This is a genomic window from Streptococcus mitis, from assembly GCF_047463435.1.
GTDB classification, from domain to species: Bacteria; Bacillota; Bacilli; order Lactobacillales; family Streptococcaceae; genus Streptococcus; species Streptococcus mitis_DS.
On record NZ_JASHDW010000008.1, the window covers coordinates 1 to 23,445 of the forward strand.

Below are 23,445 nucleotides of genomic sequence, written 5' to 3' on the forward strand. Positions count from 1 at the left end.
GATTTCGGAACTTTGAAAACTTCAAAAAACGGATTTTTATCGCTCTGAATATCAAAAAAGAAAGGACGAAATTTGTCCTTTCTCGAGCTTAGCTTTTCATCAACCCACTACAGTTGACAAAGAGCCGAAAAAGAGCATACAATTTGTAGGCTCTCTTCTCAGTTTTACAGATTAATACCAGACGCTGACATCCACACGTCCTCGAATCCCTTTAAGAATGTCAGATGAAGTATATTGCCATCCTTTTTCTCCTGAATAATGAGGATTATTCCAATCAAGCGCATCCGTATAGGCTGCAACCCAGTTTACATGTTGTAAAATATTTGGATGATTCAAACGAGTTTGTAAAAGTTGACGATAGCTATAAACTTTCACATTTTGATAACCTGCTTTTTTCATGGTTTCCATATACTTATTGATGATTTTAACCCAAGTGTCTGTATCTGATGGAGCTTTCTTAGATTTATTTTCATATTCCCAGTTTTCAACATCATAGTAAATTGGATAAGACAGGTTCATCTTGTATTTCTTCAAGAGTTCAATAGTCTGTTTAGCATCATTCTCAGCATCTGTTTCATTTTCTGCATAGGTATACAGATAGACACCATAAGGAATGCCTAGTCGATTAAATTCTTGAATATTATAAGCCAATTCCTTATCTTCTACACCGCTATATCCCAAACGAACAATAACGCCATCAACCCCATTTTCCTGAATAACCTTTTTCCAATCACTAATGCGGCCATTATGCTCACTGACATCAATAACCTTCTTAGCACGGTCAGTTCCGACCTGTTCTTCACGATGGTTAAAGAAATAACGGTGTCCGTTTCGATAAACCCAACCAACATTCAAGGCTTTCTTTTCTTTCAGTTCCCCTGAATCGGCAAAAGTATAACGAGTATCGTCCATGATTAGCTCACCTGTTGCCATAGCACCACTTTCAGTAAGATAGTAGTTTCCATGCCACTCGTCTTGAGCCATGTAACCCCACTTCTTAAAATAATACCACTTTCCATCAATCTTTTGCCACTGTTCATTAGCATAAGAACCATCTGCCTTAAGATAGAACCAACTCTTATAATGATTATCATAAAGCCATTCGTTTTGCATCATAGCACCTTGATCATTCAAGAAATAATCTCCTTGCCACTGACTTTTAGCCATATAGCCCCACTTCTTGAAATAGTACCATTTGCCATTGATTTTCTGCCATTCTTGTTCTGCATAAGAACCATCTGCCTTGAGATAGAACCAGCTCTTATAATTGTTATCATAAACCCATTCATTTTTAGCCATGTAACCACCCGCTTTTAGGTAATAATTTCCATGCCATTCTTTTTGGGCATAACGACCATCTGCTTTTATATAGAACCAGCTATTATGGCTAGTATCAAAAATCCACTCACTCTTAGCTTTTGAACCATCTGCTTTTACATAGAAGTCACCCTCCCAGTGTGCTGATGTTGAATTTGGTTTACTTTCTTCTTTCTGACTACTAGCTCGCGTCTCTTTGACTGCTTCCTTTTTCTCTGAACGCTGACTAGAAGAAGTCTCAACTTTTTTCTCTTCTTTTTGACTTGCAGTTGTTTCTGATTTCTTTTCTTCTACCTTGCTAGAAGAAGCTTGCACACTGCTTTCTTCCGAAGAGGCTTTCACTTCAGCTTCATTTGCAGCTACTTGATTGACTGCTAATCCAAGCAAAAAGGCACCTGCTAATCCAATTTTCCCAATCTTTGTTTTCAATCTTTCCTCCTCTACAAAAAATGGAACAGACATCTGAATGCTGTTCCACCTAGCTTTTGCTACTGATTATTTTACAAAGTCAAGCAAAGCCAAGAAGCTTTCTGCTTCAAGTGACGCACCACCTACAAGGGCACCGTCAACGTCTGGACAAGCCATGTATGAAGCAACGTTTTCAGGTTTAACAGAACCACCGTATTGAACACGAACTTTATCCGCAACTTCTTGACCGAAGTCAGCAGCTACAACGTCACGAACAACTTTACACATTTTTTGTGCATCGTCTTGTGAAGCTGATTTACCAGTACCGATAGCCCAGATTGGCTCGTAAGCGATAACTGATGCAGCAACTTGTTCAGCAGTCAATCCAGCCAATGCAGCAGATACTTGAGCACCTACAAACTCAGCAGCTTTACCAGCTTCGTAAGTTTCGAGTGATTCACCACAACAGATGATTGGAAGCATACCGTTTGCAAAGATTGCTTTAGCTTTTTTGTTGATATCTTCGTCAGTTTCATGGAAGTAGTCACGGCGTTCTGAGTGACCGATAACAACGTAGTCAGTACCGATTTCTTTCAAAACTTGTGGGCTAGTTTCACCAGTGAAAGCACCTGCATTTTCAAAGTAGCAGTTTTGAGCAGCAACTTTAAGGTTTGAACCTTTAGCAGCAGCAAGTACAGTTGTCAAATCAAGAGCTGGAGCAGCGATCCCTGCTTCAACAAGGTCTGATGAAGGAAGTTTTGATGCAACTGCTTCAACAAATGCTTTAGCTTCTTCTGGATTTTTGTTCATTTTCCAGTTACCAGCGATAAATGGTTTACGTGACATTTCACATACCTCTTTTTTCAATTTATTTTCTATTTATTTTATCACAATTATACACAGCTTGCAAATCTTACTCGGATTTCAAGCCTGCTTACAACGATTAATCTTTCCAAAGATCCATGGCATTTCTGAAATCTGCAGATACCTGTGTCAACTGAGGATTGCTTGCTTCTCTTTCTGCCCGCTTGGCCTCAATTTGAGCCACACTTTTGATACCTTCATGGCGCCAGTTTCTCAAAATAGCTTGAATGTACTTCCAGTTTGGTTTTCCATTCAAAACAGCTTCACGAAGAGCTTCCTTAATCAAGTCAGCACTGGTTCCATCTTCCTTAAGGGTCTTGGTCAAATCCTCAATCTCAAAAGGCGTCAACAAGCGTCCCAACTCCTGCTGGAAGGTCTCTACCAAATCCTTAAGCTGGTTTTGAGGTGTCAACTGGTCTGAACTCGAAGCACTAGCTCCAAGCAAGTCATCCAAACGTTCCAAGGCTAGACTAGCATCAAAGAGCAATTCAATTTCGCCATTTAATTCGATAGTACGATATTGGAGAAGTCCCCTCTCTGTCAAGTTGGAAATAGACTGGTTGACATCCGAAATTTCCTTGCCAATCCTTTCAGCAATCTGGCTCGGCGACATTTCTTCCAAACCTGTCGTATTTTGCAAATAGAAAAATTGCCAGACCAGAAAATCATCGCTAGAAGGAAAGAGTTCCTTAAAATGCAAGAGCAGGGCACTCGGTAAAACCAAGTTCCCTGATTTAAAAGCGTCTAAATATGTCATAATTCCTCTTATAAATACCCATATGCAGATGCATCATCTTCTATCTTTCTCCAGTCAAAAGGCGTCTCCTGATAGACGGCATAGTTCACCCAGTTACTGAAAAATAGGGCTGCTGATGAAGACCAACAAAGACAAGGTGTCTGGTTGACATCATCATCTTTAAAGTAATTTTCTGGAATATGAGGATCCAAACCTGCATCACGATCTCGGAAATATTCATTTGCCAAGGTATCTCGGTCATACTCCAAATGCCCAAAACTATAAATTTCTCGTAAATCACGACTGGCCAAAATCGAAACCCCAACCTGAGGTCCTTCCGATAAAATCTCGAGATTGGTCTTGTTTAAGATCTCTTCCTTAGAAATCTCCGTGTGCCGTGAATGAGGGGATACGTAGCTATCATCAAATCCTCTAAAGAGAAGGTGCCCTTCTTTTAAGGTATCCTGAGGATAAATACCTGATAACTTACTGTCCATCTGGTATTTTTCTACACCATAGCGGAGATAAAGTCCAGCCTGAGCCCCCCAACAGATATGAAGCGTCGAATAGACATGAGTCTTTGACCACTCAATTACCTGACTGAATTCCTCCCAATAGTCCACTTCCTCAAATGGTAAATGCTCAACCGGAGCACCCGTGATAATCATCCCGTCAAAATACTCGTCCTTGACTTCAGGAAAAGTTTTGTAGAAAGTCTCCATGTGTTCTGAACGAGTAGTCTTAGAGCGATGGCTCTCCATATAGAGAAAATCAATATCCAGTTGCAGGGGTGTATTAGCCAAATGGCGCAACAACTGGGTCTCTGTCACCATTTTCTTGGGCATAAGATTTAAAATCAAAATCTTCAAGGGACGGATATCTTGGTGGGCAGCACGTTGATCATCCATGACAAAGATATTCTCTGTCCGTAAAATCTCAACGGCTGGTAGTTTCTTATCAATTCGAATCGGCATAACCCTCTCCTAACTGTACTTTTCAGGAATCATTGCATATGTTTGAAGCTAAAACTCAAACACTTAGTCCTTTTATTATACTGCAAGAAGATATAGTTTTCAATTATAGTTTTTCTCTAACTAGCTATAGTTTATTTTTATAGCCTAATGTAGAGAAAACAGCCCTAGGGACTGTTTTTCATTAATAATGCATCAAAACTTTGTAATCGTAGTCACCGATTTTTTCACGGCCGTTCAATTCATCCAATTCAACAAGGAAGGCACAACCTGCTACAACACCACCAAGTTTTTCAATCATCTCGATGGTTGCCTTAACAGTTCCACCTGTTGCCAAGAGGTCATCTACGATAAGAACACGTTGACCTGGCTTGATGGCATCCGCGTGCATAGTCAAGGTATCAACACCGTACTCTTTTTCATAGTCAGCAGAAATGACTTCGCGTGGCAATTTACCTGGCTTACGAACAGGCGCGAAACCAATTCCCAACTCAAAGGCAACTGGACAGCCCACGATAAAACCACGAGCCTCAGGACCTACAATCATGTCGATTTTCTTGTCAGTAGCATACTGAACGATTTCACGAACAGCGTAGCTATAGGCATTCCCATCAGCCATCAAAGGACTAATATCACGGAAGGTAATCCCTTCCTTTGGATAATTTTCAATTGTTGCAATGTAATCTTTTAAATTCATCTTTTTCTTTCTTTCAAAGTTTTTTACTCCCTATTATACCATATTTTCACCAAAAGAAGAAAGTATAACCAATATTTCCCAACTGATACTCAATGAAAATCAAAGAGCAAACTAGGAAGTTAGCCGTAGGCAGTACTTGAGTACGACAAGGCGAAGCTGACGTGGTTTGAATTTGATTTTCGAAGAGTATGAGAGCCTGATTTCTATGTCCACTCTATAACCCCGGTAACAACAGCAAAAAGCTGATGAATCATTCGATTCATCAGCTTTAGGGATGATATGTTTATCCAAACAAATCATATCAATTAGAAAGCTTAGTCTTCTTTCTTCTTGCGAGCTACAAGACCAAATCCGCTCAATACTCCAAGAAGTCCAAGTGCTGCTAGGCTAGCATTGTCTTCTGTACCAGTATTTGGCAATTCACGTTTACCTTCAGCTTCTTTCACTGCTGTTGGCTGTACTGGTTGTGCTGGAGTTGCTGGTACCTCTGGTTTAGCTGGCTGTTCAGGCATTGCTGGTTTAGCTGGCTCAACTGGTTGTACTGGTTTTTGAGATTGAATCTTACGGTAAACATTGTGAACATTACCATTAGCATCTGTTTCTGTACGAACCAACTCATAACCATCTAATGATTTACCTGGATGTGAACCATTTTCATCTGGGATGATTAATTCTCCATTTTCATCTACATAAGTTGTGATGACTTTGTATTCAAATGGAGCTGGTGTTGGAGCTGGTGGCGTTACTTTTTCGTAGACGTGTTCTGTATTTCCATTTGGAAGTTTCTTAGTTTCCACGAAACGGTAACCTGGGATATCTTTCTTAGGTTGGTCACCCTCTTCATTTGGTGAAACTGGCTTACCACTTTCATCTACAAATGATGTAGTTGTCTTAACTACTTTACGGTAAACGTGTGTGACGTTACCATCTTTATCAGTTGTAGTTGTCACAAACTCGTATCCTGGGATATCTTTCTTAGGTTGGCTACCTTCTTCATTTGGTGAAACTGGCTTACCACTTTCATCTACAAATGATGTAGTTGTCTTAACTACTTTACGGTAAACGTGAGTTACATTACCATCTTTATCAGTTGTAGTCTTAACAAACTCGTATCCTGGGATGTCTTTCTTAGGTTGGTTACCTTCTTCATTTGGTGAAACTGGCTTACCACTTTCATCTACAAATGATGTAGTTGTTTTAACTTTCTCGTAAACGTGCTCTGTATCGCCGTTTGGAAGTTTCTTAGTCTCTACGAAGCGGTAGCCTGGGATGTCTTTCTTAGGTTGTTCGCCATCTTCACTTGGATTTCCTGGAATTTCGTTTCCGTCTTTATCCTTGAATGATGTCTTAACTTTTTCGTAGACGTGCTCTGTATCTCCATTTGGAAGTTTCTTAGTTTCTACGAAGCGGTAGCCTGGGATGTCTTTCTTAGGTTGGTCGCCATCTTCACTTGGATTTCCTGGAATTTCGTTTCCTTCTTTATCCTTGAATGAAGTTGTTACTTTTTCGTAGATGTGTTTAGTATTACCTTTTTCATCCGTCTCAGTCTTAACAAGTTTGTATCCTGGAATAGTTTCTGATGGATTCTTACCATCTTTAGATGGAATTAGTTCAGTTTCTTTACCATCTTTTCCTACGACTACAAATTTAGTGTCAGGACGTACTGTTGGTGTGTAAGATGCTTGGATTGTTTTTCCATTTTTATCTTTACGTACTACTTCCACTGGAGTTGCTGTTCCTACGAAGTCTTTTTCTGGAGTAAATGTTACTTTACCAGTCGCATCGATTGTGTAAGTTCCTTCTCCTGGTACTACTTTTTCAGTTGTTCCATCTTCGAATGTTGGTGGTACTGTTGTATCCACATCACCTTTGAATACTGGAGTATTAGATTGTGGTTGTCCTTTAGGACCTTCAGATGTTACATCTTTAGTAGTTGTTTTACCTAATACTGTCGGTGTGTAGGTAGCTGTTACTGGTGTTCCATTTTCATCAACACGTTTTACTGTTACACCACTTGCTTTACCTACAAAGTCTTTTTCTGGAGTGAACGTTACTTTACCATTCTTATCGATTGTGTAAGTTCCTTCTCCTGGTACTACAACCTTACCATCTTTATCAGCACCTTCTAATGTTGGCGCTACTGTTTCATCGATTGGTACTGTTATAGTTTTACCGTTTAGTTTTGTAGAACCTGCTTTGAATACTGGTGTTTCGAATTGTTTCGCACCTTTCTCTCCGATAGAAGTTACATCTTTTGATGTTGGTGTCACTGGTAATACTACTGGAGTGTATTGTGCAGTTACTGGTGTTCCGTTTTTGTCTTCACGTTTAACTGTTACTCCTGTTGCTTGTCCTGTGAATGATTTTTCTGGAGTGAATGTTACAGTTCCGTCTGGAGCTACTGTGTAAGTTCCTTCTCCGTCTACAGTCACTGAATCTACAGGATCTCCTGTTTTCGGATCTACTAATTTGGCTGGTTTATCAGACAATTCCACAGTTTTTTCTACACCGTTAACTGTTGTTTTTCCTGGTGTGAATACTGGTTTACCTGTTTGTGTAGAACCTTGTACATCAGTTGTAGTTGCGTCTTTAGCTGTCGGTGTTACTGGTTTAACTATTGGTGTGTATTTAGCAGTTACTGGTGTTCCGTTTTTATCAGCACGTTTAACTGTTACTCCGCTAGCTTTACCTGTGAAGTTTGGTTCTGGAGTGAATGTTACTACACCATTTTCATCGATTGTGTATGTTCCTTCGTTTGGTACTACCACTTTACCTTCTTCATCAGCACCTACTAATGTTGGTTTAACTTCAGGATCTAGATCTACAGTTACTTCTTGACCGTTAACTGTTGTTTTACCTGGTGTAAATACTGGAGTTCCAGTTTGTTTAGCACCTTGAATATCTTCAGATACTACGTCTTCTGATGTTGGTGTTACTGGTTTAACTGTTGGTGTGTATTTAGCTGTAGCTGGAGTTCCGTTTGTATCTTTACGTTGAACTTCAACTCCTGTAGCTTTTCCTGTGAAGTTTGGTTCTGGTTTGAATGTTACAGTTCCGTCTGGAGCTACTGTGTAAGTTCCTTCTCCGTCTACAGTCACTGAATCTACAGGGTTGCCTGTTTTTGGATCGATTAATTTAGCTGGTACTGTTTTATCGATTGGAGCTTTTTCGTGTCCTTCAGTGAATGTTGGGGTTCCACTTTGCTCTTGACCTTGAGCACCTTCTGAAGTAGCTGCTTTCGCAGTCGGTTTAACAGGTATGATACTTGGAGTATAAGTTGTTGTTACAGCTGTTCCATTTGTATCTTTCGCTTGAACTGTTACTGGTTTCACTTCTCCAGTGTAAGATTTATTTGTTGGAGTGAATACTGCAACTGGATCTTTACCTTCTTCTTTAACAAGAGTGTATGTACCTACTACATCACCTGCTGGGTTTTTAGCTGGTACTGAATCTGCTGGTTGTCCATTTTCATCTAATAATGTGTAAGTTGTTGGATCAATCGCTACAGTTTCTTGTGTTTTAGCTTTTGTTATTGGGTCTTCTACTTCAACTGTTCCACCTTTGAATTTAACTGGTTGGCTTTGAGTTTGACCTTGGATATCTGAAGTTACTGATGGTTCTGCAGTTGGTTTTGTACCGATTACTACCGCTGTATATTTACCAAGTGCTGGAGTACCATTTAAGTCAACACGTTTAACTGTTAACTCTGTACCTTTACCTACGAATCCTTTTTCTGGAGTGAATGTCACTGTTCCATCTTCTGCAACTGTGTAAGTTCCTTCTCCATCAATTGTTACAGTAGTTGCTTCTTGACCTGTCTTAGGATCGATTAGTTTAGCTGGTTTTGTAGTATCGATATCTACAGTTTTTTCAACGCCGTTAACGATCGCTTTACCACCGATGAAGTTTGGTCTTCCACTTTGTTCTTTACCTTGAACACCTGCAGTTAGAACTTCTGTTCCTTCTGGTGTAGCTGGTTTAACTACCGCTGTATATTCTGCAGTAACTTTTGTTCCGTTCGTATCTTGACGAACTACTTTTAGTGTTCGACCTTTTCCTGTGAATTGTTTATCTGGAGTAAAGTGTACTGTTCCGTCTGGATCTACTGTATAAGTTCCTTCTCCATCAATTGTTACAGTTGTTACTTCTTGACCAGTATTTGGATCAACAAGTTTAGCTGGTGTATTGTTATCAATTGGTACTTCTACTTCTTGACCATTGATTGTTGTTTTACCAGGTTTAAATTCTGGTTTACCGCTTTGAGGTGCCCCTTGGATATCTTCTGTGAATGTGTTGATACCTTCTGGAGTCACTGGTTTAACTGTTGGTGTGTAAGTAGCTGTTGTTGGCGTTCCATTCGCATCTTTAGCTTGAACTGTTGCTGGTACTGGAGTACCTACGAAGTCTTTGTTTGGTGTGAATGTTACTTTACCTGTTATTGGTTCAATTGTGTACGTACCAACCGTGTTTCCTTTAGCGTCTTTTGCTGGAATTGTTGTTTCATCAGTTGGTTTTCCTGTAGCTGGATCGATTAATTTCGCTGGTTGAGTAGCATCGATCTTCATAGGAACTTTATCATCACCTGGTGTGAATGTTGGAGTTCCTTCTTGAGGTTGTCCTTGTACACCTTCAGTTGATTTTGGAGTTCCTGTTGGAGATACTGGAGTGATGTTTGGAGTATAAGTTGTTGTTACTGGAGTTCCATTTGTGTCTTTCGCTTGGATTGTAACTGGTTCAACTTCTCCTGCATATGTTTTGTCTGTTGGTGTAAATACTGCAGTTGCTTTACCATCTACAACTTTAAGTGTGTAAGTACCGATAACATCTCCTGCTGGATTTTTAGCTGGTACTGATTCTTTTGGAGTTCCAGTTTCATCTAACAATTTGAATGAAGTAGTATCGATTGGAACTTCTTTTTCAACACCATTGATAGTTGTTTTTCCAGGTTTGAATGTTACTTCTTTCGATTGTTCAACCCCTTGTACATCTGTTGTATCTGCTGGAGTTGCAGTTGGTGTTACACCTACGATTGTTGGAGTATAAGTTGTTTTAACTTTTGTTCCATTTTCGTCTTCTGCTTGTACGTTAGCTGCAACTACAGTACCTGTGTAAGTTTTGTCTGTTGGTGTGAATGTTACTGTGTTAGTAGCTGGATTAATTGTGTATTCCCCAACTTTTTTACCATTTGAGTCTACAGCATCTACTGGAGTACCTGCTGCTACTGGGTTACCTTGTTTATCAAGTAAAACTGCTGAGTTCACTTTGATTGGTACTGATTTTTCAACACCTGCGATTGTCGCTTTACCTGGTGCAAATGCTACAACTCCTGATTGTGCTTCACCTTGGATATTTGATGATTCTGCTGGTGTAGCAGTTGGTTTAACTCCTACGATTGATGGAGTATATTTAGTTTCAACTTTAGTACCGTTGTTATCTTCTGCTTGTACTTTTGCAGGTACTACTGGTCCTACATAAGTCTTATCTGTTGGTGTGAATGTTACAACACCTGTTGCTGGGTCTACTGTGTATTCCCCAACTTTGTTCCCATTTGGATCTAAGGCTGGTACTGCCCCTTGAGCTTCAGTTCCATTAGCATTTAGTAATTTAACTGAACCTGCTTTAATTGGTACTTCTGCATCTCCTGCTGTGAATGTAGGTTTTCCTGTTTGAGTTTCACCTTGGATTCCTGTTGAAGTAGCTGGATCCGCTGTTGGTGTTACTGGTGTAACTTCTGGAGTATATGTTGTTGTAGCTGTTGCTGTTACTTTAGCTCCTGTTTTATCAACTCCGACTGGCGCAGTTAATGATACACCAATTCCTTTTGCTTTACCTTTGAATTGTGGTTCAGGTTGGAATGTTACTTCACCTGTTTCAGAATTGATTGTGTAAGTTCCCTCTCCATCTACAGTTACAGTTTTAGCTTCTGTAGGTGCTTTTGTTGCTGGATCAATTAATTTTGCTGGATATGTTGCACTTGGTCTAACAACTGCTTCATTATCTTTACCCGCATCTGTCTTGAATACTGGTGTTTCTTTTTGTTCTTTCCCTTGAACATCGATAGAAGTTTTTGGCTCTGCTGTGATTGTTTTTGGAGTTACTGTTGGGATGTAACGACCGTCCATAGAACCTTTCGATGGAGAATTTTGTAATTGTACTTGATCACTAATTAAATTAAGTGTTGCAGCATCTTCTCCTTCTCCTTTAACAACTCTATTCCCATTAAGTCCCCAACCAGTTGTATTACCGTTCGCATCTGTACGGCGAATTGTAATACCATCTGCTGTACCTACGAAGTTAGCATCTGGAACGAATTCTACGTTTACATCTTTACCGTTATCGGTAATTTTATATTTACCTTGTCCTTTTACAACATAGTAACCATCTACTAATTCTGAATCCGCTACTACTGAACCATCTGCTTTTACAATTTGCGACTTAACAGATGTGTTAATAGTATTTATTTCACTAAAGTCATAGTTAATTTGTCCATATGCATTGAATTGCACTTTTGCATTTTGTGTAGCACCTTGAATTCCAGTTGTCTCTTCTTTTGTACCACGAGGTGGAATCGTTTGTTGAATTTGGAAATCTTCTACTTCCCCAGAATATGCAATTCCTGTTGGAGTTGTGATATCAGCCTTATCTAAAGCAATACGAAGACGTGTAGCAAGCTTAGTTTGAGTTGTATCTACGTTTTGAACATTAGTAGTCCAAGTTAGTGTAACTTTTCCATCTCGAGTTACTTCTGTAGGCGTTGCAGATTCCCCTTCATCAAACTTACCATTTCCATTAAAGTCAATCCATCCATTAACCCATGCTGAAGATTCACCATCTAAGTGAGCATCGAATGTCATAGAATATGTTTTATCATTAACTTTATGTAATGTATAGTTGTCGTTAACTTGTACTCCATCACCCATTAATTGACGAGCACCTTCATCAGCTGCACCGTCTCCATGGTTATCATCATATTTGAATGCAGTTGTTTTATCAATTGGCGTTGTACGTATATCTATATCTGGAGCTACAGAACCTAAGTACGGTTGTTTTTGACCATTTGATTTAGAAATAGAGTGCGCCACACGTCCGTATGAAGCTGGTGCATCTCCTTCATCTAATACCATGAATCCAAGCATAGATCCTTGTTGTCCTGATGAAAAAATATACATTCCTATATTTTTAGCATTACGAGTCATTACTAACGGCGTAGAGAAACCTGAAGTACGGTGAGTTGATACAGGTCCAAAAATTTGTGTCCCTAATCCATCTGTGTGGTATTTACCATCGGCTGCTTTCATAGCAATAACAGTATCCGATGTCACAGTTGTATTAAAGAAACCTGCTGCTTTATCTGCTTTGAAGGGCTCGAATGCTGGTTTTCCTAAACCTTCAACTGTATTGTTAACCCCAAGTTGATTTCCACTTTGTCCGTGTCCTGCTGAAGCTAATGTTCTTTTTTCATAAGTTTCTGCTGTATAAGAACGCACTGTTGTATATTGAGGGTTAGGTCCAGCATTTGATAATTCAGAAACTAACTCAAAACCATCTCCATCTGTTTTATAGATTTCAATTTCAGATGAACCAGCTTCTTCTCCAGTTAAGAATACAACGTTTGCTGGTACTTCTTTCCCATTTAGAGTAGCTTTAACAGAGAATTCCACCCCTACGTTAGCTCCGTTTTGAACAGAACGAATTACTGTTTTACCTTTAGTATCCATTCCGTTTGTTTTAGCAACGGAGTAACTTCCTTGAGCTTCTACTTTTACTTCTGCTGGTTTTCCATCTTTATATAAGTTTTGAGCGTTAGGATCATATCCTGCTCCACCACGTTCTTTATAGACGTCTGTTGAGTTAAATGGTGCTAGTTTAGTAACTGTTAATGTTACTTCATATCCTGGTGAAATTACTTGAGTAAATGTTGTTCCTACTTGAAGAGTATCTCCTGCACCAAGATTTTTTACAGTTGCGTCTCTGTTAGCAATATCAAACCATTTGATTTGTTTAGTCAAACGAGCCGTATTTTTATCTTTATATTTTTCCCAGTGTCTTGCTTGTTCTGCTTCAGAAAGTGGTGGTTCTGCAACTGTATCTGCAATATCAGCTAAGACATATGAAAACTTACCATCACGGCCAATTCCTGCCTTTTTCAATTCATTGTAAACTGCAAGGATTGATTCGTTGAGGCGTTCCAATTGAGCATCTACTTGCTCTTTAGTTACACTCTCATCAGCTAGAAGTGTCTTTGTTGCAGCAAGAACGGATTGGTTTTTAGCGACTGCTGCTGTAACTGCCGCCTTATTTTCTTCTTTGACGTCAGCCTTAGCAAGTTCAGTCTCAGCCAATTTGTTAGTTACTTCAGCTTCTGATAACACTTGTGTTAATTCTTTTTTAGATTCTTTAACTTCTGGTGTTTGTTTAGCTTCAGATTTTGCTTTTTCTTCTGCTTTTTTATCTTCGACTTTAGCTGTTACTCCTGCTGCTTGAGCTTCTGTAACTACTACATCTAAATCTTTAACAATTTTCACTTGTGCATCTACTTCTTCTTGAGTAGCTGCATCGTTAGCTAATACTGCTTTAGCTTTTTCTAATGCTTCACGAGCTACAGTTAATACTGCTTGATCTGCATCAGGAGCTGATTTAATATTTCTTTCTAAAGTTGCAATACTTGATTCAAGGATAGCCTTGTTTACTTTTTTAGCCTCTTCTACTTTAACTTCAGATTTTGCTTCTGTAGTTTTTTCAGTTTCTGGTTTCACGGCTTCCTTATCTTTACTAGAATCCGCTTGAGTTGCTGGAGCAGTAGTTGCCGCTACAGATACTTCAGCACCTTGTACTTCCGTCGCTGATACCGCACCATTACCTAGGAACATCAAACCAGCTGCAATCGCTACTGATGCTGCACCAAAGCTGTATTTACGAATACCGTAACGAATGTACTTCTCCGTTCTAAAATCTTGTTGTTTGCCTTTCATTGAGAATAACAACCTCCTTTATGTATACTTTTTAATATTGAATTGAAATATCCAGACAAATAAAAAGCTCCCTTAAATTTTTTAGTAATGTTAAGAGGTTATCATTTTAAAAAGGGTTGCCCAATAATTATCAATATCACTTAGTATTATATCATGACACTATTATTAAGTCAAGTTTCATGCCTACATGTATTTATTGTTTCAGGATAAGAAAATAGCACATACATAAGTTTTTAAACAATAACATCAATATACTAGAATACGAAACTCTATTCTGAACAACCATTAGTATGAGTCTAGTAAAAGACTCAATTTTATAAGAAAAGGAAGTGAAAATATTCATAAAAACCGCATATAATCAAGATGTTGAATACCTCATAATATTTTCTTTCGATTCTAGAGTTTTCCATCTTTTTTCAATTCATTGTAAACTGCAAGGATTGATTCGTTTAGGCGTTCCAATTGAGCGTCTACTTGCTCTTTTGTGACACTCGTATCAGCTAATAAAGTTTTTGTTTCAGCCAGAACTGCTTGGTTTTTAGCTACTGCTGCTGTAACTGCTGCCTTGTTTTCTTCTTTGACATCTGCCTTAGCAAGTTCAGTCTCAGCTAATTTATTGGTTACTTCAGCTTCTGATGCTACTTGTGTTAATTCTTTTTTAGCTTCTTTTACTTCTAGAGTTTGTTTCGCTTCAGATTTTGCTTTTTCTTCTGCTTTTTTCTCTTCAACTTTAGCTGTTACTCCTGCTGCTTGAGCTTCTGTAACTACTACATCTAAATCATTAACAATTTTCACTTGTGCATCTACTTCTTCTTGAGTAGTTGCATCGTTAGATAATACTGCTTTAGCTTTTTCTAATGCTTCACGAGCTACACTTAAAACTGCTTGATCTGCATCAGGAGCTGATTTAATATTTCTTTCTAAAGTAGCAATACTTGCTTCGAGGACAGCTTTATTTACTTTTTTAGCTTCAGGTTTTGCTTCTGTAGCCTTTTCAGTTTCTGGTTTTACAGTTTCTACTGTTTCAGCTCTAGGCTCAGTCTTTTCCTTCTCCTTATCATCTTGACTAGGAGCAGGTGTTGAAATAGCTGTTTCAGCTGATTGTACTTCAGTCGCTGATACCGCACCATTGCCTAGGAACATCAAACCAGCCGCAATCGCTACTGATGCTGCTCCAAAGCTGTATTTACGAATACCGTAACGAATGTACTTCTCCGTTCTAAAATCTTGTTGTTTGCCTTTCATTGAGACTCACAACCTCCTTCAAAAAATATTTGAATGTTTAGACAAATAAAAAGCCCCCCCTTAAATATTTGGCTCTATAATATTTGTAGTGGGTAACCCCCTATGGATATTATGGAGCCTTTTTTGTGTAGAAAAAAAGTCCCATAAGATCTATAATGAAAAGCGACAAAACAACTCATTAGAAAGATTCATATGGAACAATTACATTTTATCACAAAACTACTCGATATCAAAGACCCTAATATCCAATTTATAGATATCATCAATAGGGATACACACAAAGAAATCATCGCCAAACTGGACTACAATGCTCCATCTTGCCCTGAGTGCGGAAGTCAAATGAAGAAATATGATTTTCAAAAACCGTCTAAGATCCCTTACCTCGAAACGACTGGTATGCTTACTAGAATTCTACTTAAAAAGCGTCGTTTCAAGTGCTATCACTGTTCAAAAATGATGGTCGCTGAAACTTCTATCGTCAAGAAGAATCACCAAATTCCTCGTATTATCAACCAAAAAATTGCGCAAAAGTTGATTGAAAAGACTTCTATGACCGATATTGCTCATCAGTTAGCCATTTCAACATCAACTGTTATTCGCAAGCTTAATGACTTCCGTTTTAAGCCTGATTTTTCGTACCTCCCTGAGATTATGTCTTGGGACGAGTATGCTTTCACTAAGGGAAAGATGAGTTTTATTGCTCAAAATTTTGATAATCTTAATATCATCACTGTTCTTGAAGGAAGAACACAAGCTATCATCCGGAATCACTTTCTTCGCTACGATAGAGCCGTGCGCTGTCAGGTGAAAATCATTACTATGGATATGTTTAGCCCTTACTATGACTTGGCTAAACAGCTTCGCTTTCGAATTTTTAGGCTCAGGCTGAAACAGTCTCCCAGACTGTTTCACTCCCAAACGCTAAAACCGTGTTGGATCGTTTCCATATTGTCCAACACATGAGCCGTGCTATGAGTCGTATGCGTGTCCAAATCATGAATCAGTTTCATCGAAAATCTCATGAATACAAGGCTACCAAGCGCTACTGGAAACTCATCCAACAAGATAGCCGTAAACTGAGTGATAAGCGATTTTATCGCCCTACTTTTCGCATGCACTTAACCAATAAAGAGATTTTAGACAAGCTTTTGAGCTATTCAGAAGACTTGAAACACCACTACAATGTCTATCAGCTCTTACTCTTTCACTTTCAGAACAAGGAGGCAGATAAATTTTTCGGACTCATTGAGGACAATCTTAAGCTGGTTCATCCTCTTTTTCAGACTGTCTTTAAGACCTTTCTAAAGGACAAAGAGAAAATCGTCAATGCCCTTCAGTTACCCTATTCCAACGCAAAATTGGAAGCGACGAATAATCTCATCAAACTTATCAAACGCAATGCATTTGGTTTTCGGAACTTTGAAAACTTCAAAAAACGGATTTTTATCGCTCTGAATATCAAAAAAGAAAGGACGAAATTTGTCCTTTCTCGAGCTTAGCTTTTCATCAACCCACTACAGTTGACAAAGAGCCAAATATTTTTGTAATATTAAGAGTTTAATATTATGAGTTTGGAGCGCTCAATATTTATCAACATCTACTTAATTATATCATGATAAAAGTTGGAACACAAGTTTAATGATTTGAAATAATTACTTCTATAGATAATAACATTCTGGTAATTTTTTTAGTAAGTCAAAAAATATTGATTTATATTGATTTTATCGAATAATATTTTACTATTTACAAATATAATTCTGAAAACACATATATAAACTAGATTTTTAAATACTAATCAATGAGATATTCCAAGTAAAATTAGGAGCTTCAAAATGAGTTTCTTTTATATAATTTTGACAGTTCTTTTATAAAGTGTTCTACTTCCCTAATCATCTAAATTTTCCTGACAATTTATATCTTTTATAGAATAAGAAGTTCAAATAATGTTTTCAGATTATAATTAGATTTTCTAGCGGATTTCCTTCATCTCACTAGTGTTTCTAAATATCAAAAAAAACGAGCACTTTCGTACTCGTTCTCTGATATAAACTACTGATTAAAGTGAGTTTACGTCAACTTTGATACCAACACCTTGAGTAGTTGTGATAGTCAAGTTTGTTACGTAAGTTCCTTTAGCTGTAGCTGGTTTTGCTTTTTGGATTGTTTCGTTGAAAGCTTTGAAGTTTTCAACCAATTTTTCAGATTCAAATGATACTTTACCGATAATTGCTTGAACGTTACCTGCACGGTCAGCACGGTAAGTGATTTTACCACCTTTAGACTCTTCAACTGCTTTAGCAACATCCATTGTCACAGTACCAGTTTTAGGGTTTGGCATCAAGTTACGTGGTCCAAGGACACGTCCAAGACGTCCAACAAGAGCCATCATGTCAGGTGTAGCGATAACTACGTCGAAGTCCAACCAACCGTCGTTGATTTTAGCAACAAGGTCATCTTCACCAACAAAGTCTGCACCAGCAGCTTTTGCTTCTTCAGCTTTTGCACCGCGTGCGAAAACAAGAACGCGTGAAGTTTTACCAGTACCGTTTGGCAATACCATTGCTCCACGGATTTGTTGGTCAGCTTTTTTAACGTCAATGTTCAAGTTGTAAGCAACTTCTACAGTTGCGTCAAATTTTGCAAAGTTAGTTTCTTTTGCAAGTGCTACAGCTTCTTCTACGCTGTATGCTTTTGTGCTGTCGATTTTCTCAAGAGCAGCACGAAGTTGTTTGCTTTTTTTAGCCATTTTCTATTCTCCTTGTAAGTGGTTCAATCGATTTTCATCTCCCACGTCACTTCTCGAAATGATGAAGTCTTGCGGGTTTTCAGTCTATTATTTTTCTTTTCCTACTTCGTTAAGCTCCCTTGCTGTACCCAAGTACAAGCTTCAGTCACTTGCCTAGTATGAAAAGCAACTAATAGACTGCTGTGAGATTTTCTACTGTGTTATTGATTAGTCAACAACAGTGAATCCCATAGAACGAGCAGTACCTTCGATCATACGCATTGCAGACTCTACGTTTGCTGCGTTCAAATCTGGCATCTTAGTTTCTGCAATTTCTTGTACTTGCGCACGAGTAACTGTAGCAACTTTAGTTTTGTTAGGTGTACCTGATCCTTTTTCAACACCTGCAGCTTTTTTCAAAAGAACAGCAGCTGGTGGTGTTTTAGTGATGAAAGTAAATGATTTATCTTCGTAAACTGAGATAACAACTGGAATGATCATACCAGCTTGGTCAGCTGTACGAGCATTGAACTCTTTTGTGAATCCCATGATGTTGATACCAGCTTGACCAAGAGCAGGTCCAACCGGTGGAGCTGGTGTAGCTTTACCAGCAGGGATTTGCAATTTTACAAGTTTTTCGACTTTTTTAGCCATTTTTAAATCCTCCTTTGTGGTTTTGGCGGTAATTAAAGATTTTTACCTCCCACAAGTATGTTTTTTACATACCCATCTATTATACACTATTTATCTGAAATTGCAAGAGAAAAGTTTATTTTTTAATCGACGTAATCTCCGCCTTCAAATCCATAGTATTCTTCCAAACTGAGACCACTCTCAGCAATTTCTTTAGCTTCTTTTCCGACATAACGAAGGTGCCATTCCTCAGCCATATAGCCTGTTTCCTTTTCCTTGCCTTTGAGATAACGGACAACAAAGCCATAATCAGCTGCATGATCCAAGAGCCATTGGGCCGCTTTTTCTTCTGTCACCAAATCACCATTTGTCCCAATCACATCAAAGGCCAAGCCTGTCTGATGTTCACTATAGCCAGGTCGAGCAGAATAACGGTCAGCTGCTGCCTTCCCATCTTGGTTGACATAATCTTGATAGAGCTTGGTCTGAGTTTCATAACTTCTAAAACCACTGTAATGATCACTAATCGGGAATCCTGCCTCTTGCATAGCTTTGATGAGTTTGACCAACTCAGCCTTGGCTGTTGGATTTTCCCCTGGATTGTAGTCTTTTGACAATGGATAGTGTTTATTGGCTACGATGATTTCATCGTATTTCCCTTGAATGCTGTAATAGTCTCCTTTGTTAACCACTTCTGCTTTTTTCTGGGCAGCCCCTTGAGACTTACTTCCAACTGTTCCATCAGCTTTGGCTGTTTGTTCTGTTTTAGCTGCTCCATCTTCATTTTTTGCTTTTTCTTGTGAACAAGCTGCTAGACTCAAGGCTAGCAAGGCTGTCAAGACAAGGTATCTTTTTTTCATTTCTACTCCTTTATTTCCAATAATTTGTCTACTTCTGACGATAAACGTTTGACTAATCTTTTAATCTCATCCGGATTTGCTTGACAGGTTTCTGCTGTCATTTCTTCAAAGGGAACCCACCAAACTGGACCACGTCCTTTGAAACCGTGACCATTCATATCACCTCTTCGTCTAGGGAAAAGATGCCAATGAAGGTAGGCATCGCCATTGCCTAGAAGTTCGATATTCATTTTCTCAGCAGCAAAGGCCTTGGCAACTGCCTCTTGGACTAGACTCATTTCCTCTAAAAAACGGAGTCTTGTTTCCTTTTCTAAATGGTGCAATTCCGTGACGTGTTCTTTGGCTAGAAAGAGACTATAGCCTGCAAAATACTGGTGATCCCCAATGACAAGATAGCCTGTTTCCAACTCTTTGACAAAATAGGGATTTTCTCCCTTCTTGATGAGCTCAATTCTCTGGCAAATAAGACACATATTAGTCTACCAATGCGCTCTTAAGGTAAGCATCGACCATACGCTCTGTTGCGACTACTGAGTCAATATGAGTGCGCTCATAAGAATGACTAGACTCGATACCAGCACCGAGAAGGGCGTGTTTGACTTCTGCCCCTGCAGACATAGCTGCTGAAGCGTCCGAACCATAAAATGGATAGATATCCAGCTTAAATGGAATATCTTGCTCTTTAGCCAAAGCAACCAAATGTTGACGGAAGTCATAGTGATAAGGTCCAGAAGCATCCTTGACACAGATAGACACTGTGTATTCGTCTGTCTGCTGGTCATCTCCCATGGCTCCCATATCCACAGCCAGATATTCTACCACCTGAACAGGAATATTAGAATTAGCCCCATGCCCCACTTCTTCAAAGACTGAAAAAGCAAAATGGGTTGTTACTGGTAATTCAATCTTCTCTTCCTTATAAACACGAAGCAGGTTAAGCAAAATCGCTGCGCTGACCTTATCGTCCAAATGACGAGACTTGATAAAACCTGTCTCTGTCATGACGGTTCGTGGATCAAAGCTGATGAAATCACCAACTTCAATCCCCAAGGCACGAGTTTCTTTTTCATTGGTTACTTTTGCATCCAAACGCACTTCCATATTGTCTTGCGTGCGTTCTGCAGTTCCTGCATCCTTGTAGACATGACAAGAAGTTTGGTGGATAAGGATGGTACCTGATACCTTTTGACCTGTGCTAGCTATGTGAACGGTACAGTTTTCTCCTTCAATCATGTTCCAAGGAAAACCACCGATACGGTCCAATTTGAGACGACCATCTGCTTTGACAGCACGGACAATGGCACCCAGCGTATCCACATGGGCAGTCACATAACGGTGTTGCTCATCATTTTGACCTTTAATGGTTACATTGACACCGCCCTTGGCTGTGCGAACTGGCTGATAACCAAAACCTTCTAGAGTCTTGACTAAATAGTCCGCAATCTCACGAGTGAAACCCGTTGGCGACGCAATGGCTGTCAGTTCTTTGATATATTCTACTGTTTGATTCATTTCTTCACCTCTTTTGCTACCTATTATAACACATTTATCATCGGATAAAAAAAGAAAATCACTCCTGTAGACTTGACTACAAAAGTGATTTTAATGATTATTCCATTTCAAAAACATCGCTTTCTTGCTTGTTTGGTAGAACCAATGAGAGCAAGATTCCGACAATGGCTGGAACCAACCATGGGAGTGATGCCTTAGCAAAAGGAAGAGCGTTGACAAGGTTTGCAAGAAACTCAACCTTAAACGAGCTTCCTAATACGCTTGCAATGGCAATAGCTGTAACAACAGCAATTGTCAACTGCATACCTGGTTTTGAAAGAGCCACAAATTTGTTGACAATGACAATCATTACGATAGCAATCGTGATTGGGTACAAGATAACCAGTACAGGGATTGAGTACTTGATAATCGCATCAAGACCCAAGTTGGCAATAGCAAATCCAATCAAGGTAAAGGCTGTCGCATAAACCTTATAGCTGATTTGTGGGAAACGTTCATTAAAGAACTCAGCTGTAGACACAATCAAACCAACCGTTGTTGTGAAGCAGGTTACGGTAACCATGGCTGCAAGGAAGAGTTGGGCTGTTGAGCCAAAGATTTCTTGAGTGGCTTGTGACAAGATGTAAACACCTGGTGTTCCACCTTTCATCGCTTCAGCTGGTACTGGGAAATGATTTCCAAGGAAACCTAAACCGATATAAAGAGCACTGAAGGCAAGGGCAACAACGATACCAACCACCCAAATAGTTGAAATGTATTCTTTCTTACTTGAAAATCCAAGTTGTTTCAAGGTTTGAACTGCGATTACGCTAAAGGCAACTGAGGCAAGGGCGTCCAAGGTATTGTAACCTTCTAGGAAACCTGTCCCAAAGGCAGAAGCTTGATAAGCAGCTGAAGCAGCTTGAGGACTTGTTCCACCGTATTTGAAAGCTCCTAGAACAACCAAGATAACAATCAAAATCGCAAAGACTGGCGTTAAAATACGGCCGATACGGTCTAAGATTTTTGATGGATTAAGCGAAATTAGATACGCCGCTGCAAAGTAAAGAACCGTAAAGACAATCAAGCCAAGTCCTTTATTTGCATCCGACAAAAGAGGGCTAATCCCTACCTCGTAAGCTGTTGTCGCAGTACGTGGGATGGCAAAGAATGGACCAATTGACAAGTAAAGAACTGAGAGGTAAAGAGTCGCAAACCAAGGCGCTATCTTTGTTGAAATCTCATAGATATATCCTTTAGGATTTAGCGTTCCAATAATAAGAGTCAAGACGGCGATACCGACGCCTGAAAAGACAAAACCTGCGATGGCAGGAAGAAAATGTTCTCCAGATAGAGCACCTAGAGAAGGCGGAAAAATCAAGTTCCCCGCACCAAAAAATATTCCAAACAGGAGTAAACCTGTTAAGGCACCTTTTTTAGCCATGTAAATCTCCTTCATATTTATAAAATACTGACTTAGTATACCATGATTAGGAGTATGAAAAAAGTATCACGAAGTAAATATTGAATATTTTCAAGATTCTTAAAAATGAGAATTGTCTAAAAATAAAATTCTCCTACCTAGTCCACACCAAGTAGGAGAAAATTGTAATGTTTAAAGTTCTTCAAAGGCCATCATGCCACCTTGGACATTGATAACCTCATAACCTTGTTCTGATAAGAATTGGCAAGCACGCGCCGATCTCATTCCAGATTTACAAATGACATAATGCAACTGGTTCTTGTCCAACTGATCATAGATATCGGCCAATTGACTCAGAGGAAGATTCTGAGCACCTTCTAAATGAAGAGCTTCAAACTCATCCACTTCTCTCACGTCCACTAAAGAAAGTTGCTCATTTTGGTAAAGCTGGTAAAATGCGTCAAAGGCTATTTCTTTCATTCTTTTTCTCCTAAAATAGTTTTAATTCTTTTTTTCAAATCCGGCACCACTTCTGACTCAAACCAAGGATTTTTAGCCATCCAGATTTGATTTCGCGGTGAGGGATGAACTAGTGGAAAATAGGTTAGCAAGTAGTTCTGGTAGTGTTTTACCCGTTCTGTCACCTTGCCACTGACTTTCTCCTGTAAATAGTAGGCCTGGGCATATTGCCCAATTAAGAGGGTCAACTGAATATCGGGCAATTCTTGCAAGAGTTGCGGATGCCATTTTTCAGCAAAGCCAGTTCTCGGTGGCAGATCACCTGACTTGCCATGCCCTGGAAAGTAGAAATCCATAGGCAGAACAGCAAAATATCCTGAATTGTAAAAGGTATCTTCATTCACACCTAGCCAGTCCCGCAAACGATCACCACTTTTGTCCTTCCAGTAAAGGCCTGCTTCTTGAGTTTTAAGACCAGGCGCTTGACCGATGATATTGATGCGAGCAGTCTTTGGCGCTGCAAAGAGAGGCTCAATGCCACGCTCTGTATAGCTGGCATTTTGTGGATCCGCCATGATAGCCTGCTTGATTCTTTCAATTTGAGACATCTACTTTCCCTCCAAAAAGAAGTCTAAGCATACAAT

At 39.2% G+C, this 23,445-nt stretch carries 15 protein-coding genes and 1 pseudogene; 1 reads left to right on the plus strand and 15 read right to left on the minus strand.

Annotated elements, in window-relative coordinates; all coding sequences use genetic code 11:
* Positions 1–171 precede the first annotated feature (171 nt).
* The 7 genes from lytC to QM843_RS06015 all read right to left on the minus strand — a co-directional run bounded on the left by lytC (position 172) and on the right by QM843_RS06015 (position 15,210).
* Positions 172–1,779 (minus strand): choline binding-anchored murein hydrolase LytC, encoded by a 1,608-nt coding sequence (lytC, locus tag QM843_RS05985; protein WP_414304581.1) that lies wholly within the window; start codon positions 1,777–1,779, stop codon positions 172–174.
* 33 nt (positions 1,780–1,812) lie between these two features.
* A complete protein-coding gene (gene tpiA / locus QM843_RS05990; protein ID WP_000087893.1) occupies positions 1,813–2,571 on the minus strand; it encodes a triose-phosphate isomerase in 759 nt (252 codons plus the stop codon).
* A gap of 97 nt (positions 2,572–2,668) precedes the next feature.
* Positions 2,669–3,346, minus strand: a complete 678-nt coding sequence (locus tag QM843_RS05995) for a DnaD domain-containing protein (RefSeq protein WP_166736352.1) — start codon at positions 3,344–3,346, stop codon at positions 2,669–2,671.
* An 8-nt stretch (positions 3,347–3,354) separates the two neighbouring features.
* Positions 3,355–4,299, minus strand: coding sequence for a homoserine O-acetyltransferase MetA (gene metA / locus QM843_RS06000; protein WP_001122693.1), 945 nt, complete (start codon positions 4,297–4,299; stop codon positions 3,355–3,357).
* 181 nt (positions 4,300–4,480) lie between these two features.
* Positions 4,481–4,993 carry an adenine phosphoribosyltransferase gene (locus tag QM843_RS06005; protein WP_001049318.1) on the minus strand — a complete coding sequence of 171 codons (513 nt, stop codon included), beginning with the start codon at positions 4,991–4,993 and terminating at the stop codon, positions 4,481–4,483.
* Between the two features lie 314 nt (positions 4,994–5,307).
* Complete coding sequence (locus tag QM843_RS06010; RefSeq protein WP_414304582.1) at positions 5,308–13,965, minus strand: GEVED domain-containing protein; 8,658 nt, start codon at positions 13,963–13,965, stop codon at positions 5,308–5,310.
* Positions 13,966–14,361: 396 nt separating this feature from the next.
* On the minus strand, positions 14,362–15,210 hold the full coding sequence (locus QM843_RS06015) for a YSIRK-type signal peptide-containing protein (RefSeq protein ID WP_414304583.1): 849 nt from the start codon (positions 15,208–15,210) through the stop codon (positions 14,362–14,364).
* A 192-nt stretch (positions 15,211–15,402) separates the two neighbouring features.
* Between QM843_RS06015 and QM843_RS06020 the strand changes: the two are divergent.
* Positions 15,403–16,709: pseudogene (locus QM843_RS06020) on the plus strand (transposase).
* A 557-nt stretch (positions 16,710–17,266) separates the two neighbouring features.
* Here QM843_RS06020 and rplA read toward each other — a convergent pair.
* The 8 genes from rplA to QM843_RS06060 all read right to left on the minus strand — a co-directional run bounded on the left by rplA (position 17,267) and on the right by QM843_RS06060 (position 23,409).
* Complete coding sequence (gene rplA / locus QM843_RS06025; protein WP_196310550.1) at positions 17,267–17,956, minus strand: 50S ribosomal protein L1; 690 nt, start codon at positions 17,954–17,956, stop codon at positions 17,267–17,269.
* Positions 17,957–18,163: 207 nt separating this feature from the next.
* The gene (rplK, locus tag QM843_RS06030; protein ID WP_001085807.1) at positions 18,164–18,589 is read right to left on the minus strand and encodes a 50S ribosomal protein L11; all 426 of its coding nucleotides are present in this window, start codon (positions 18,587–18,589) and stop codon (positions 18,164–18,166) included.
* 122 nt (positions 18,590–18,711) lie between these two features.
* On the minus strand, positions 18,712–19,428 hold the full coding sequence (ldcB, locus tag QM843_RS06035) for an LD-carboxypeptidase LdcB/DacB (RefSeq protein WP_414304584.1): 717 nt from the start codon (positions 19,426–19,428) through the stop codon (positions 18,712–18,714).
* A 2-nt stretch (positions 19,429–19,430) separates the two neighbouring features.
* Positions 19,431–19,901: an HIT family protein gene (locus QM843_RS06040; protein WP_414304585.1), complete on the minus strand. Its 471-nt coding sequence runs from the start codon at positions 19,899–19,901 to the stop codon at positions 19,431–19,433.
* Between the two features lies 1 nt (position 19,902).
* Positions 19,903–20,940 carry a M42 family metallopeptidase gene (locus QM843_RS06045; protein WP_414304586.1) on the minus strand — a complete coding sequence of 346 codons (1,038 nt, stop codon included), beginning with the start codon at positions 20,938–20,940 and terminating at the stop codon, positions 19,903–19,905.
* A 97-nt stretch (positions 20,941–21,037) separates the two neighbouring features.
* Positions 21,038–22,363: a branched-chain amino acid transport system II carrier protein gene (brnQ, locus tag QM843_RS06050; RefSeq protein WP_001074581.1), complete on the minus strand. Its 1,326-nt coding sequence runs from the start codon at positions 22,361–22,363 to the stop codon at positions 21,038–21,040.
* 171 nt (positions 22,364–22,534) lie between these two features.
* A complete protein-coding gene (locus QM843_RS06055; RefSeq protein ID WP_414304587.1) occupies positions 22,535–22,822 on the minus strand; it encodes a rhodanese-like domain-containing protein in 288 nt (95 codons plus the stop codon).
* A complete protein-coding gene (locus tag QM843_RS06060; RefSeq protein WP_414304588.1) occupies positions 22,819–23,409 on the minus strand; it encodes a uracil-DNA glycosylase family protein in 591 nt (196 codons plus the stop codon). Before QM843_RS06060 ends, QM843_RS06055 begins: the two co-directional genes overlap by 4 nt.
* Between the last annotated feature and the right edge of the window lie 36 nt (positions 23,410–23,445).

Coding starts and splice junctions, on each gene's coding strand:
- lytC (WP_414304581.1), bottom strand. CDS start 1,779: ATGTCTGTTCCATTTTTTGTAGAGGAGGAAAGATTGAAAACAAAGATT.
- tpiA (WP_000087893.1), bottom strand. CDS start 2,571: ATGTCACGTAAACCATTTATCGCTGGTAACTGGAAAATGAACAAAAAT.
- QM843_RS05995 (WP_166736352.1), bottom strand. CDS start 3,346: ATGACATATTTAGACGCTTTTAAATCAGGGAACTTGGTTTTACCGAGT.
- metA (WP_001122693.1), bottom strand. CDS start 4,299: ATGCCGATTCGAATTGATAAGAAACTACCAGCCGTTGAGATTTTACGG.
- QM843_RS06005 (WP_001049318.1), bottom strand. CDS start 4,993: ATGAATTTAAAAGATTACATTGCAACAATTGAAAATTATCCAAAGGAA.
- QM843_RS06010 (WP_414304582.1), bottom strand. CDS start 13,965: ATGAAAGGCAAACAACAAGATTTTAGAACGGAGAAGTACATTCGTTAC.
- QM843_RS06015 (WP_414304583.1), bottom strand. CDS start 15,210: ATGAAAGGCAAACAACAAGATTTTAGAACGGAGAAGTACATTCGTTAC.
- rplA (WP_196310550.1), bottom strand. CDS start 17,956: ATGGCTAAAAAAAGCAAACAACTTCGTGCTGCTCTTGAGAAAATCGAC.
- rplK (WP_001085807.1), bottom strand. CDS start 18,589: ATGGCTAAAAAAGTCGAAAAACTTGTAAAATTGCAAATCCCTGCTGGT.
- ldcB (WP_414304584.1), bottom strand. CDS start 19,428: ATGAAAAAAAGATACCTTGTCTTGACAGCCTTGCTAGCCTTGAGTCTA.
- QM843_RS06040 (WP_414304585.1), bottom strand. CDS start 19,901: ATGTGTCTTATTTGCCAGAGAATTGAGCTCATCAAGAAGGGAGAAAAT.
- QM843_RS06045 (WP_414304586.1), bottom strand. CDS start 20,940: ATGAATCAAACAGTAGAATATATCAAAGAACTGACAGCCATTGCGTCG.
- brnQ (WP_001074581.1), bottom strand. CDS start 22,363: ATGGCTAAAAAAGGTGCCTTAACAGGTTTACTCCTGTTTGGAATATTT.
- QM843_RS06055 (WP_414304587.1), bottom strand. CDS start 22,822: ATGAAAGAAATAGCCTTTGACGCATTTTACCAGCTTTACCAAAATGAG.
- QM843_RS06060 (WP_414304588.1), bottom strand. CDS start 23,409: ATGTCTCAAATTGAAAGAATCAAGCAGGCTATCATGGCGGATCCACAA.